Annotated in this window: 11 protein-coding genes and 2 pseudogenes; 9 read left to right on the top strand and 4 right to left on the bottom strand. The window is 71.0% G+C overall.

Features of this window, described 5'->3' with window-relative positions:
* Positions 1 to 150: 150 nt before the first annotated feature.
* The 7 genes from ACFWP5_RS40570 to ACFWP5_RS40540 all read left to right on the top strand — a co-directional run bounded on the left by ACFWP5_RS40570 (position 151) and on the right by ACFWP5_RS40540 (position 8,009).
* A complete protein-coding gene (locus ACFWP5_RS40570) occupies positions 151 to 984 on the top strand; it encodes a M55 family metallopeptidase (RefSeq protein WP_384168895.1) in 834 nt (277 codons plus the stop codon).
* Positions 977 to 2,296 (top strand): M20/M25/M40 family metallo-hydrolase, encoded by a 1,320-nt coding sequence (locus ACFWP5_RS40565; protein WP_384168893.1) that lies wholly within the window; start codon positions 977 to 979, stop codon positions 2,294 to 2,296. The genes ACFWP5_RS40570 and ACFWP5_RS40565 overlap by 8 nt, the downstream gene beginning before the upstream one ends.
* A 15-nt stretch (positions 2,297 to 2,311) precedes the next feature.
* Complete coding sequence (locus ACFWP5_RS40560) at positions 2,312 to 4,264, top strand: prolyl oligopeptidase family serine peptidase (protein ID WP_384168886.1); 1,953 nt, start codon at positions 2,312 to 2,314, stop codon at positions 4,262 to 4,264.
* Positions 4,261 to 5,193, top strand: coding sequence for an LD-carboxypeptidase (locus ACFWP5_RS40555; protein WP_384168883.1), 933 nt, complete (start codon positions 4,261 to 4,263; stop codon positions 5,191 to 5,193). Before ACFWP5_RS40560 ends, ACFWP5_RS40555 begins: the two co-directional genes overlap by 4 nt.
* 148 nt (positions 5,194 to 5,341) lie before the next feature.
* Positions 5,342 to 7,135 carry a CocE/NonD family hydrolase gene (locus tag ACFWP5_RS40550; protein WP_384168880.1) on the top strand — a complete coding sequence of 598 codons (1,794 nt, stop codon included), beginning with the start codon at positions 5,342 to 5,344 and terminating at the stop codon, positions 7,133 to 7,135.
* A gap of 59 nt (positions 7,136 to 7,194) precedes the next feature.
* Positions 7,195 to 7,437 carry a LapA family protein gene (locus ACFWP5_RS40545; RefSeq protein ID WP_266864038.1) on the top strand — a complete coding sequence of 81 codons (243 nt, stop codon included), beginning with the start codon at positions 7,195 to 7,197 and terminating at the stop codon, positions 7,435 to 7,437.
* A gap of 20 nt (positions 7,438 to 7,457) precedes the next feature.
* Positions 7,458 to 8,009: a GNAT family N-acetyltransferase gene (locus tag ACFWP5_RS40540; protein ID WP_384168876.1), complete on the top strand. Its 552-nt coding sequence runs from the start codon at positions 7,458 to 7,460 to the stop codon at positions 8,007 to 8,009.
* Here the strand turns inward: ACFWP5_RS40540 and ACFWP5_RS40535 are convergent.
* Positions 7,981 to 8,361: pseudogene (locus ACFWP5_RS40535) on the bottom strand (DUF6204 family protein). The gene ACFWP5_RS40540 and the pseudogene ACFWP5_RS40535 sit on opposite strands and share 29 nt — an antisense overlap.
* Positions 8,362 to 8,519: 158 nt before the next feature.
* Here ACFWP5_RS40535 and ACFWP5_RS40530 point away from each other — a divergent pair.
* Positions 8,520 to 10,481, top strand: coding sequence for a DUF5107 domain-containing protein (locus ACFWP5_RS40530; protein ID WP_384168873.1), 1,962 nt, complete (start codon positions 8,520 to 8,522; stop codon positions 10,479 to 10,481).
* A 27-nt stretch (positions 10,482 to 10,508) separates the two neighbouring features.
* Here ACFWP5_RS40530 and ACFWP5_RS40525 read toward each other — a convergent pair whose 3' ends face one another.
* Positions 10,509 to 10,856 (bottom strand): VOC family protein, encoded by a 348-nt coding sequence (locus ACFWP5_RS40525; protein ID WP_384168870.1) that lies wholly within the window; start codon positions 10,854 to 10,856, stop codon positions 10,509 to 10,511.
* Between the two features lie 135 nt (positions 10,857 to 10,991).
* Here ACFWP5_RS40525 and ACFWP5_RS40520 point away from each other — a divergent pair, with 135 nt between their 5' ends.
* Entirely contained in the window at positions 10,992 to 12,839 is a 1,848-nt protein-coding gene (locus tag ACFWP5_RS40520) for a transketolase (RefSeq protein ID WP_384168867.1), read from the top strand.
* Positions 12,840 to 12,940: 101 nt separating this feature from the next.
* Here ACFWP5_RS40520 and ACFWP5_RS40515 read toward each other — a convergent pair whose 3' ends face one another.
* Positions 12,941 to 13,111: a hydrophobic protein gene (locus ACFWP5_RS40515; protein WP_384168864.1), complete on the bottom strand. Its 171-nt coding sequence runs from the start codon at positions 13,109 to 13,111 to the stop codon at positions 12,941 to 12,943.
* Positions 13,112 to 13,154: 43 nt separating this feature from the next.
* Positions 13,155 to 13,609, bottom strand: a pseudogene (locus ACFWP5_RS40510) (SAM-dependent methyltransferase); the annotation flags it as partial.

Below are 13,609 nucleotides of genomic sequence, written 5' to 3'. Positions count from 1 at the left end.
TGGAGTTACACGGGAGTTGGCTTGCGTGCGCTTGCGTCTACTGAACGAAAGTGAACGCAAGTCACGCAAGTTCTTGCGCGATCCAACGTCGTTCAATTCCGCACCGCTTCTTCCTGGCGGATTCCCCGTCGGCGCGTAACGTGATGCCCCATGAAGATCCTCATCAGCGCCGACATGGAGGGTGCCACCGGCGTCACCTGGCCGGCCGACGTGTTGCCGGGGACGCCCCAGTGGGAGCGGTGCCGTTCGATGTTCACCTCGGACGTGAACGCGGCCGTCCTCGGCTTCTACGACGGCGGCGCCGACGAGGTGCTCGTCAACGAGGCGCACTGGACGATGCGCAACCTGCTGCTCGAACAGCTCGACGAGCGCACGCAGATGCTCACCGGACGCCACAAGTCCCTCTCCATGGTGGAGGGCGTGCAGCACGGCGACGTCGACGGCATCGCGTTCGTCGGTTATCACGCGGGCGCCGGCATGGAGGGCGTCCTCGCGCACACCTACCTCGCGAACTCGATCACCGGCGTGTGGCTGAACGACGTGCGCGCGAGCGAGGGACTGCTCAACGCGCATGTCGTCGCCGAGTACGGGGTACCGGTCGTCCTGGTCACCGGTGACGACGTGGCCTGCGAGGACGCCCTGGGGTACGCGCCCGAGGCGTTGAAGGTGGCCGTCAAGGACCACGTGTCGCGGTACGCGGCCGTGTGCCGTACGCCGGCGAGGACCGCCGCCGACATCCGCGCGGCGGCGAAGGAGGCGGCACAACTGGCGGTCCGTCAGGAACCGGTAGTGGGCGGCCCGTTCACCGTCGCCCTCGAATTCGACGCCGAGCACCTCGCGATGGCCGCCACCGTGGTGCCCGGTGTCGGTCGGGTCGGGGAGCGGAAGGTGGCGTACACCAGCGACACCATGTACGAGGGGATTCGTACCTTCAAGGCGGTCACCACGATCGTCTCGGCCGCGGTGGAGGAGCAGTATGGCTGACATCGACGAGCGGGCCCTGGACGAGGTCGTGACGTTCACCTCGGACCTCATCCGCATCGACACCACCAACCGGGGCGGCGGCGACTGCCAGGAGAGACCCGCCGCCGAGTACGCCGCCGAGCGACTGGCCGACGCGGGCCTCGAACCCGTCCTCCTCGAACGAACCAAGGGCCGAACCAACGTCGTCGCCCGCATCGAGGGCACCGACCCCTCCGCGGACGCGCTGCTCGTGCACGGTCACCTGGACGTGGTGCCCGCGCAGGCCGAGGAGTGGAGCGTGCACCCGTTCTCCGGCGAGATCCGCGACGGGGTCGTCTGGGGGCGCGGCGCGGTCGACATGAAGAACATGGACGCGATGATCCTCGCCGTCGTGCGCGCCTGGGCGAGGCAGGGCGTACGGCCCCGGCGCGACCTCGTGATCGCGTTCACCGCCGACGAGGAGGCGAGCGCCGAGGACGGCTCGGGATTCCTCGCCGACCAGCACGCCGTGTTCTTCGAGGGCTGCACCGAAGGCATCAGCGAATCGGGGGCGTTCACCTTCCACGACGGCGGCGGCCGGGAGATCTACCCCATCGCGGCCGGCGAACGCGGCACCGGCTGGCTGAAGTTGACCGCGCACGGCCGGGCGGGCCACGGCTCCAAGGTCAACCACGAGAACGCCGTCACGCGTCTCGCCGCCGCGATCACCCGCATCGGCGAGCACGAATGGCCGCTACGGCTCACCCCGACCGTCCGCGCGGCGCTCACCGAACTCGCCGCCCTGTACGGCATCGCCCCTGAACTCGACGCCCCCGACGGCATCGACGGACTCCTCACCAAGCTCGGCCCGGCGGCGAAACTCGTCGAGCCCACCGTCCGCAACAGCGCCAACCCGACCATGCTGAACGCCGGTTACAAGGTCAACGTGATCCCGGGCGAGGCCGTGGCCTACGTCGACGGACGTTATCTGCCGGGCGGCGAGGACGAGTTCCGCACCACCCTGGACCGGCTCACCGGACCGGAAGTCGACTGGGAGTTCCACCACCGCGAGGTGGCCCTCCAGGCACCGGTCGATTCGCTGACCTACGCTCGGATGCGGGCCGCCGTCGAGGAGTTCGCGCCCGAGGGACATGTGGTGCCGTACTGCATGTCCGGCGGTACGGACGCCAAACAGTTCTCGCGCCTCGGCATCACCGGCTACGGCTTCGCGCCGCTGAAGCTCCCCGAGGGCTTCGACTACCAGGCGCTGTTCCACGGAGTCGACGAGCGCGTCCCGGTCGAGGCACTGCACTTCGGCGTCCGCGTCCTGGACCGCTTCCTGAGGACGGCCTAGCAAGTGGGGGAGAACATGCGGACTCTGGCGTACGGCTCGTGGCCCTCGCCCATCGACGCGGCGCTCGCCGCCGCGCACGACGGACACCCCGAGTACGTCGGTTTCGTCGGCGACGAGGCCTGGTGGACCGAACCACGGCCCACCGAGGGCGGCCGCCGCACCCTGGTCCGCCGCCGCGCGGACGGCTCCGAGGAGTCCGTGCTGCCCGCCCCGTGGAACGTCCGCAGCAGGGTCATCGAGTACGGCGGCCTGCCCTGGGCCGGAGCCGTCCAGGACGAGCGACCGCTCGTGGTGTTCGCGAACTTCACCGACCAGCGCCTCTACCGCTACGACCCCGGAAGCGAGCCGCGCCCGCTCACCCCCCTGTCACCGGTGGGCGACGGACTCCGCTGGGCCGAACCACAGTTGCGCCTGGACCTGGGTGAAGTGTGGTGCGTGCTGGAGGAGTTCACCGGCGAGGAACCCGGTGACGTACGGCGCGTGCCGGCCGCCGTACCGCTGGACGGATCCGCCGCCGAGGACCGGCACGCCGTACGCGAACTCACCGACGACCGGCACCGGTTCGTGTCCGGGCCGCGGGTCTCGCCCGACGGGCGGCAGGCGGCCTGGCTCGCCTGGGATCATCCGCGGATGCCGTGGGACGGCACGGAGTTGCTGCTCGCCGAGGTGGCGGACGACGGCACGTTCGGGGAGCCGCGGATCGTCGCCGGCGGGCCCGATGAGTCGATCGCGCAGGTCGACTGGGCCTTCGACGGCTCGCTGCTGTACGCCAGCGACCGGACCGGCTGGTGGAACCTCTACCGCGACCACCAGCCGCTGTGCACACGCGAGGAGGAGTTCGGCGGGCCGCTGTGGAAGCTGGGCCAGCGCTGGTTCGCGCCCCTGGAGAGCGGTCCGATCGCCGTCGTGCACGGCCGGGGCGCCACCGCGCTCGGGATTCTGGACCCGGAGACCGGCGAGGTCGTCGACGCGGCCGGACCCTGGACCGAGTTCGCGTCCACGCTCGCGGTGAACGGCGAGCGGATCGTCGGCGTCGGGGCCAGCCCGCGCAGCGCCTACGAGGTCGTCGAACTCGACACCCGCACCGGCAGGGCCCGGGTGATCGGCGCCGCCCACGACGACCCCGTGGACCCCGCCCACTACCCCGAACCGCAGATCCGGACCTTCACCGGCCCCGCCGGACGCGAGATCCACGCCCACATCTACCCACCGCACAACCCGAGTTGGGCCGCGCCGGGAGACGAACTGCCGCCGTACGTCATCTGGGCGCACGGCGGACCCACCAGCCGGGCGCCGCTCGTCCTCGACCTGGAGATCGCCTACTTCACCTCTCGGGGCATCGGTGTCGCCGAGGTCAACTACGGCGGCTCGACCGGGCACGGCCGGGAGTACCGCAACCGGCTGCGCGAACAGTGGGGCGTCGTCGACGTCGAGGACTGCGCCGCCGTCGCGCTCGCCCTCGCCGACGAGGGCACCGCCGACCGCGCCCGGCTCGCCGTCCGGGGCGGCAGCGCGGGCGGCTGGACAAGCGCCGCGTCCCTCGTGACGACCGACGTCTACGCCTGCGGCACCATCATCTATCCCGTCCTCGACCTGGCCAACTGGGCCTCGGGGGAGACCCACGACTTCGAGTCCCGGTACCTGGAGACCCTCGTCGGACCCCTCGCCGAGATGCCCGCCCGCTACGCCGAACGCTCACCCGTCGAGCACGCCGACCGCGTCACCGCGCCCTTCCTGCTGATGCAGGGCCTGGCCGACGTGATCTGCCCGCCCGTCCAGTGCGAACGTTTCCTGGAGCGGATGCGGGGACGCCAAGTGCCGCACGCGTACCTCGCGTTCGAGGGCGAGGGCCACGGATTCCGCCGCGCCGACACCATGATCCGCGCCCTGGAGGCCGAACTCTCCCTGTACGCCCAGGTCTTCGGCATCGACCCGCCCGGCGTCCCGACCCTGGAGCTCACCAAGTGACCCCGCTCGTACGGCCGTACCGACTCGCCCCCGGCGCCCGCGTGGCGGTCGTCGCGCCCAGCGGGCCGGTGCCCGAGGAACGGCTGGAGGCGGGCCTCGACATCCTGCGCGGCTGGGACCTCGATCCGGTCGTGACACCCCATGTCCGGGACCGGCACGCCGAGTTGGGCTACCTGGCAGGCACGGACGCCGACCGCGCGGCCGATCTGCGGAACGCCTGGTGCGACCCGTCCGTGGCCGCTGTCCTGTGCGCCCGCGGCGGCTACGGCGTGCAGCGCATCGTCGACCTGCTCGACTGGGAGGCGATGCGGGCCGCCGGGCCGAAGGTGTTCGTCGGCTTCAGCGACCCCACCGTGCTGCACCAGGCGTTCGCCGCACGGCTGGGCCTGGTCACCCTGTACGGACCCGCCGCGGCCGGCGCCGACTTCATCAAGAACGCCCGCGCGCAGGAGCACTTGAGGGCGACCCTCTTCGACCCGGAGTCCGTACGCGCCATCCACGCCGTCCCGAACGGCGGCGGCGCGCTGGTGCCGGGACGGGCCCGGGGCGTCACCCTCGGCGGCTGTCTGAGCCTGCTCACCTCCGACCTCGGCACCCCGCACGCGCCGGCCGGTGCGCGCGGCGGGCTGCTGCTGATCGAGGACGTCGGCGAACTGGCGTACCGCATCGACCGGATGCTGACCCAACTCCTGCGCAGCGGCTGGCTGGACGGCGTGGCCGGGATCGTGCTCGGCTCGTGGGCCGGCTGCGGCCCGTACGAGAAACTGCGCCCGGTGCTCGTCGACCGGCTCGGCGGACTCGGTGTGCCCGTGGTGGAGGAGTTCGGCTTCGGGCACGGCGACGGGGCGCTGACGATACCGCTCGGCGTGATGGCCGAACTGGACGCGGACGCGGGCACGTTGATGCTGGACGAGCCCGCGCTGCGCTAGCCGCCCACTTGTTGAATTCCTGTCAAGAAACACCCCTCACGGTGATTGACCTGGCCTGACACGTGTCACACCATGGCATTCGACCGGTACTTACCAGTCGGTAAGTCGCTTTGTCCTCAGTCGGGTTGTCCTCAGTGTGGAGGTCCCTGTGTCCCGTCGTGCGCCTGGAATCCGCGCCGCGCTGGCTCTCACTCTCACCGCCCCGCTCACCCTCACCGCACCGCTCGTCCTGGGCCGCCCCGCCGCGGCCGCCGACCAATACACCGTCACCGCGCTGAAGTTCACCGTCCCCGCGGGTGGCCGCGACTGCACGGTCGACGCCGACCTGTACCGGCCCGCGGGCGTGGACCGCGCCCACCCGGCGCCCGCCGTACTGGCGACCAACGGCTTCGGCGGCAGCAAGTCGGACGGCTCGACGGACGCCATCGGCAAGGACTTCGCGCAGCGCGGCTATGTCGGGCTCGTCTACTCCGGGCTCGGCTTCGGCAGGTCGGGGTGTCTCGTCTCGCTCGACGACCCGGGCATCGACGGGAGGGCCGCGTCGGGGCTGATCGACTTCCTGGCGGGGACGCGGGCCGCCGACGACGGGACCAGGGCCGACTTCGTGACGCTGGACGCGAAGGGCGACCCGCGCGTCGGGATGATCGGCGGATCGTACGGGGGCGCGATCCAGTTGGCGACGGCGGCCGTGGACCACCGTGTCGACGCGCTCGTCCCCCTGATCACCTGGAACGACCTGGCGTACTCCCTCGACCCCAACAACGCGGTCGGCACAGGCGGTCGGACCGTGCCCGGCGCCTTCAAATGGCAGTGGACCAACGGCTTCTACCTCATCGGCGAGACCCAGCCCCTGACCGTGCCGAGCCTCGACCCGACCCGGATCAACTCCCTCACCTGCGTGCACTTCGTCACCCGGGCCTGCGCCATAATCCGCACGCTGAACTCCGGGAGCTATCCGGCCAAGGCGACGGCGGACCTGCTCGCGTACGCGCACGGCGTCTCGCCGGTGTCGTATCTGAACCAGGTGAAGGCACCGACGCTCCTCGTCCAGGGACAGGCCGACAGCCTGTTCAACCTCAACGAGGCGACGGCGACGTACAAGACGCTGAAGGCGCAGGGGACGACCGCCAAGATGATCTGGCAGTCGTGGGGGCACAGCGGGGGGACGACCGACCCCGCCTCCGGTGAACTCGACCTCGGCCAGGGCAACTTGGAGTCGAGTTACGTCGGGAAGCGGATTCTCGCCTGGTTCGACCGGTACCTGCTCCGGCGGAAGAACACGGACACGGGACCTGCCTTCGCCTACTACCGCGACTGGATCACGGACCCCGCCCACACCTACGCCACCACGAACCAACTCCCCGCCCTCGACGAGAAGTTCTACCTCTCCGGCGACGGCAAGCTGGTCGACAATCGCGCGAAGGTGGCGCGCGGCAGCCGTAACTACTCCAACTGGCTTGTCCCCACGAGCCATTCGGAGAGCTCGCTGAGCGGAACGATCGGCCTGCCGGACCCGGGACCGTACGACACGGCGGGCACCTACCTGGGCTGGACCAGTGAACCCCTCACGCGCACGACGGATGTCGTAGGCGCCCCGAAGGCGACGCTGAAGGCCGTCTCCCCGAAGGCGCAGCGCGTCCAGAACTCCGGCGACGCCGCCGACAACCTGGTCCTCTTCGCCAAGCTCTACGACGTTGCCCCCGACGGCACCAAGACGCTGGTCCACCGGTTGGTCGCCCCGGTCCGGGTACCGGACGTCACGAAGAGCTTCACGGTGACCCTGCCGGGGATCGTGCACCGGTACACGAAGGGGCACCGGCTGCGGTTCGTGATCGCGGCGAGCGACGACGCGTACACCGGGAACCGGGGGATCAAGCCGGTCACGGTGGTCAGCTCGCCGAACGACACCGGGGTGCTGGAGCTGCCCGTCGTCGGGCAGTGAGTCACCCGGGGGCACTCCCTCACCGTGCGTAATGGTGGATTCGGGCTCACCCTGGAGTCATGAGCCCGAAGACCACCGAGAGCGGCGGTAGGACCGGCCAGCGGGAACGTGTGCTGACGCCCGCCCGGATCACGGTTCTGCTGCTCGCCGTGCTGGCCCTGATCTTCATCTTCGAGAACACCCGTGCCACGAAGATCCGCCTGCTGATTCCCGAGGTCACCATGCCTCTGTGGATGGCGCTGCTGGGCACGGCGATCATCGGCGCCCTGTGCGGGTGGTATTTCATGCGACGGCGCCGCTAGCCCCGAACTAAGGTGACGGGATGCCGCACACCGCATCCCGTTATCTTGCCGAGGGCCCCCGAGTGGGCATACGTCACTTCACGTACGAGGACGGTGCCGAGTTCACCGCGCGTGCGCGGGAGAGCAAGGATCTGCACCAGCCGTGGCTGTTCCCGCCGGCGAGCGGGGACGCGTACACCGCCTACGCGGGGCGGCTGATCCAGGATCCGACCAAGGCCGGGTTCCTTGTGTGCGAGGTGGACGGCGGGGGCATCGCCGGGTTCATCAACATCAACAACATTGTCCAGGGCGGCTTCCAGTGCGGTGCGCTGGGATACGGCGCCTTCGCGCACGCGGCCGGGCGCGGGCTGATGCGCGAGGGGATGAACCTCGTGGTGGGGCACGCCTTCGGGCCGATGCGGCTGCACCGGCTGGAGATCAACGCGCAGCCCGGCAACGCCGGGTCGATCGGTCTCGCCCGCAGCTGTGGGTTCCGCCTCGAAGGCTTCTCGCCGAACATGATCTACATCGACGGCGCGTGGCGGGACCACGAGCGCTGGGCGATCACCGCCGAGATGCGGACTTCCGGTTGACCTTCATCGTGTCGAGGTCCGTGACCGTCGACTTCAGGTCACGGAAGCCTCCCCCACTGCCTTAAGGGCGTGGGAGGTGCCCCCATCCGAGGCCCTTCAGCGCGGTCTCGGCGCGGTCCTCCGCGAGCGCCGCCGCCATCTCCTCGCCGTCCGCCGCGTCCGACACCACCACATACCGCCACGAGAAGTGCTTGAGCGGCGACGGATCGTAACTGAGCGAGCCCTCCTCGGTGAACCGCATGCTCAGCATCCCGTGCTCCGCGGACTCGGCCAGCAGCCGCTCCCGCGCCTCGTCCGTCAGCGCGTCCCAGGTGCCCCGGACGATCACCCGGTACGTGTGCTGCTCGCCCATCAGCCGTTCCACTCCTCGGTCCATGTCGTCGAACGGCCCGACTGTACGTCGGTGGGCGGCGACCGCACGCGGATTTTTCCGCCCGCTTCCCGTGGGCCCCGTCTTTGCGGAATCCTGACTGGCAATGCCCCTGGCCACCGCACCCGTTGCCGGGTTCCATGGTGATCGTGACGACGATCCGACGTGAGGTACTGACGCTGCCCGCCGCGGAGTTGGGTCCCGACAACCCGCTGCCCCCACTGCGTCCGCTCGACGAGGCACACCGCATAGACGACCGCGACCGCGAGGACCTGCCGCGCGACATGTTCCGCCAGGTCGGCTACGAACCCCTGCGCAGCCTGCTGCCGACCCGCGTCCGGGACGGCTACGACAGAGACCGCACACCCCGCGAGATCGACGCCCTCGTGATCGAGAACGACCGGCTGTGCGCCACCGTGCTTCCCGCCCTCGGCGGCCGCATCGCCTCCCTCGTCCACAAGCCCACCGACCGTGAACTCCTGTACCGCAACCCGGTGTTGCAGCCTGCCAACTTCGCCCTCAACGGCGCCTGGTTCTCCGGCGGCATCGAGTGGAACATCGGCGCGACCGGCCACACCACCCTGTCCTGCGCACCCCTGCACGCCGCCCGCGTCCCCGCCCCCGACGGCGGCGAGATGCTCCGCCTGTGGGAGTGGGAACGCCTCCGCGACCTCCCCTTCCAGGTCGACCTCTGGCTCCCGGACGGCTCCGACTTCCTCTACGTCGGCGTCCGCATCCGCAACCCGCACGAGCGGCCCGCGCCCACCTACTGGTGGTCCAACATCGCCGTGCCGGAGGAACGCCGGGTCCTCGCACCGGCGTTGGAGGCCTGGCACTTCGGATACGAGCGGCGGCTGCGCCGGGTGCCCGTGCCGTCGTACGACGCGGTGGACCGGACGTATCCCCTCAACAGCCCTTACGCCGCCGACTACTTCTACGAGATGCCGGACGGGCGGCGCCGCTGGATCGCCGCGCTCGACGCGGACGGGCACGGGCTGGTGCAGACGTCCACCGACGTGCTGCGGGGCCGCAAGCTGTTCGTGTGGGGCACGGGCGGCGGTGGCCGGCGCTGGCAGGAATGGCTCACCGAGCCGGGTACCGGGGGTTATTGCGAGATTCAAGCGGGCCTGGCCCGGACGCAGTTGGAGCACGTGCGGCTCGAACCGGAGAGCGAGGTTTCCTGGCTGGAGGCGTACGGGCCGCTCGACGCGCGGGCCGACGGGGAGTGGTCCGCCGTCGTGGAAGGTGCGCAGGCGCGGCTCGAATCCGTGTTGCCCCGCGCCGACTTCGACGCCGCCTACGCCGCCTGGAAGCCGCACGCAGACACCGAACCCGGTGAGATCCTCGCCACCGGCTCCGGCTGGGGCGCCCTCGAAGTCCTGCGCACGGACTGGAAGTTGCCCGGCACGCCGTTCGACGAGTCCACGCTCGGCGAGGCCCAGGCGCCCTGGGCGGAACTCCTGCGGAGCGGTGTCCTGCCCGAGCCGCGCCGGGTCCGGCCGCCCGGGGAGACGCTGGTCGCCACGCACTGGCGGGACATGCTGGAGACCGCGCCCGCCACCCCGCTCACCGAGTACCACCTCGGTATCGCCCAGTGGCACGCCGGGGATCGGGCGCAGGCGGTGCGCAGTTGGGAGCGGGCCCTCGAACTCGCCCCGTCGCTCTGGCCGTTGCTGCGCTGTCTCGCCGTAGCGGATCAGGAGGCGGGGAACCACGAGCGGGCCGCCGACCGGTACAACGAGGCCTTCGCGGACCTGTGTCACGAGCGGCGCGACGCCGGGGAGCGGTGGACCGCCGCCACGGCCGCGCTCGGCCGCGAGGCCGTCGAGGCGCTGCTGCGGGTGCGGCGGACGGCCGACGCCCGCGCCGTGTGGGACATGCTGCACCCCGGCACCCGGGAACGCGGCCGATTCCTGCTGCTCCAGGCCGAGTTGCTGCTCGCGGAAGGGCGACGCGACGACGCGTGGGCGGTCTTCACCGACGGCTTCGAGGTCGCCGACCTGCGCGAGGGCGCCGAGTCGATCGGCCGACTCTGGGCCCGTCTCACCGACGAACCGCTGCCGACGCGCTACGACTTCCGGATGCGCCCGGGAACGTACTGAGACCCACCGTGGACCGGCGGTCGCCGATCAGCCCCGCCGGTCCACGTACTCGTAGACCATTCCGTCCGGATGCATCGCGATCAGGTTGCGGCCCGCCGGTGAGGCGATGGGGCCCGCGACGATGTGGGCGCCCAGTTCGGTCAGGACCGCGAGTGTCTCGTCGACGTCCTTGACGGCGATGGTGGCCGCGACCTTGCGCAGCACCTCCAGCTCCGCCGGAGGCCCGCTCATCAGCAGGAAACAGCCGACCGCGGCCACCGACACGCCACCCCGCTCGAAACGGAGCGCGGTTCCGTCCGCGAGCCGTTCGTAGAAGGGGACGGCGGTCTCCAGGTCGTCGACGCAGATACGCAGCGTGGCTCCCAGAATCTCCATACGGACAAGCCTAGTTGGGGCGGGCGGGCCGTGGTGATCCTTTCGGGCGATCCCGGTGACCGTTCGGCACGTGTTTGGGCGGCTTGATCAGGGGGACGCGGAACACCTCGCACGAACACCCTCCGAAGGAGTCTCATGAACACCGGTGAACTCGTCGAACTCGGACAGCAACTGCGCGTGGACAGTGTGCGGGCCGCCGACGCGGCGGGCTCCGGACATCCCACGTCCTCCATGTCCGCCGCGGACCTGATGGCCGTCCTGCTCGCGCACCACCTCCGCTACGACTTCGACCGCCCCGCCCACCCCGGCAACGACCGCTTCGTCCTCTCCAAGGGACACGCCTCACCCCTGCTCTACGCCGCCTACAAGGCCGCCGGCGCGATCGACGACGCCGAACTGCTCACCTTCCGCACCCTCGGCAGCCGCCTCGAAGGGCATCCCACCCCGCAGCGGCTCCCGTGGGTCGAGACCGCCACCGGCTCGCTCGGCCAGGGACTGCCCGTCGGCGTCGGCATCGCCCTGTCCGGCAAGCGGCTGGAGCGCACCGCGTACCGCGTGTGGGTGCTGTGCGGGGACAGCGAGCTGGCCGAGGGCTCGGTGTGGGAGGCCGCCGAGCACGCGGCGTACGAACACCTCGACAACCTCACCCTGATCATCGACGTCAACCGGCTCGGCCAGCGCGGCCCGACCCGGCACGGACACGACCTGGACGCCTACGCCCGCCGGTTCCAGGCCTTCGGCTGGCACACGGCCGAGATCGACGGCCACGACGTGGACGCGATCGACCGCGCGTACGGCGAGGCCGCGTCCACCAGCGGTCAGCCGACCGTGATCCTCGCCCGCACCCTCAAGGGCAAGGGCGTCGCCTCCGTCCAGGACCGCGAGGGCCTGCACGGCAAACCGCTGCCCGACGCGGACGCGGCGATCGCCGAACTCGGCGGCCCGCGTGATCTGCGCGTCCAGGTGCGGGAACCCTCCGCCGCCCGCGCGCTGCACTCCGTACGCGCCGACCACCTGGAGCTCCCGCGCTACGACCGCGGCGACGACGTGCCCACCCGCGACGCCTTCGGCCAGGCCCTCGTCGCGCTCGGCGCCGCCCGCGGCGACATCGTCGCGCTCGACGGCGAGGTCGGGGACTCCACGCGTACCGAGTTCTTCGCCAAGGAGCATCCCGACCGCTACTTCGAGTGCTACATCGCCGAGCAGCAACTGGTCGGTACGGCCGTCGGGTTGGCGGCGCGCGGCTGGGTGCCGTACGCCTCCACGTTCGCGGCGTTCTTCACGCGCGCGTACGACTTCATTCGGATGGCTGCCGTGAGCGGCGCGGGGATCAACCTGGTCGGCTCGCACGCGGGCGTGTCGATCGGGCAGGACGGCCCCTCCCAGATGGGCCTTGAGGACCTGGCGATGATGCGCGCGGTGCACGGCTCGACGGTGCTGTACCCGTGCGACGCCAACCAGACCGCCCACCTCGTCGCCACGATGGCCGGCCTCGACGGCGTCCGGTATCTGCGGACCTCGCGCGGCGCCGGGCCGGTCGTGTACGGCCCCGACGAGGAGTTCCCGGTCGGCGGCAGCAAGGTGCTGCGGTTCTCCAGCCGGGACCGGATGACGATCGTGGCGGCGGGGGTGACCGTGCCGGAGGCGCTGGCCGCCGCCGACGCGCTGGACCGCGAGGGCATCCAGGTGCGGGTCGTCGACCTGTACTCGGTCAAGCCCGTCGACCGGGAGACCCTGCGCCAGGCCGCCGAGGACACCGGCTGTCTGCTCACCGTCGAGGACCACCATCCCGAGGGCGGCCTCGGGGACGCGGTCCTGGACGCCTTTCTCGACGGCCGGCCGGTGCCGCGCCTGGTCCGTCTCGCCGTACGCACCATGCCCGGCTCGGCGAGTCCGGCCGAGCAGCTGCACGCGGCCGGCATCGACGCGGAGTCGATCGCGACGGCCGGGCGGCTGCTGGTGGAGACGGCCGTCGTGAGCTGAGTGAGCTGAACGCCATGAGCCCGTGTCACGCCGATCTCTCGGCGTGACACGGGCTCGATGTCTTGTGACGCGGTGCTACGCGTCCGGAGTGGGACGGCCGGTCACCAGCGGTACCAGCGTCCTCGGCTGCCGCCCGCCGAGGTGCCGCGCACCAGGAAGCCGAGCAGCCACACGGCGAGCACGATCAGCGCCACCCACCAGAGGATCTTCACAGCGAATCCGGCACCGAACAGGATCAGCGCCAGCAGAAGGACGATCAGGATCGGAACCATAGTGTGTAACCTCCTGACCGCCGGGTGCCCCCGATCAGGCGGATCAGACGTCCTTGCGGCCGAGGATCTCCCCGTGCAGCACGGCGAACCAGCCGTCCTCCTGCTTCCCCCACTCCCGCCACGCCTCCGCTACGGCGCCCAGCTCCTCGGTGGTCGCATGGCCGCCCTCGACCGCGACCCCCGCGTACGAGGACGCGACCGTACGGTCCGCCCACAGGCCGCTCCACCAGGCCCGCTCGTCCGGAGTGTGGAACGTCCAGGTGCTGGACGTGGCCGTGACGTCCGTCAGCCCCGCCCGCAGTGCCCACGACTTGAGACGGCGCCCGGCATCCGGCTCGCCCCCGTTGGCACGGGCCACCCGCCGGTACAGGTCCAGCCAGTCGTCCAGGACCGGCACCTCCGGGTACCAGGTCATCACCGCGTAGTCCGCGTCGCGGGCGGCGATGAACCCGCCCGGCTTGGTCACCCGCTTCATCTCCTTCAGGGCCTGCACCGGAT

This window comes from Streptomyces sp. NPDC058469, from assembly GCF_042721125.1.
In the GTDB taxonomy this organism is placed as follows: Bacteria; Actinomycetota; Actinomycetes; order Streptomycetales; family Streptomycetaceae; genus Streptomyces.
Note: the sequence above shows the minus strand (reverse complement) of the source record. Positions and strands in the feature narration are given on the sequence as shown.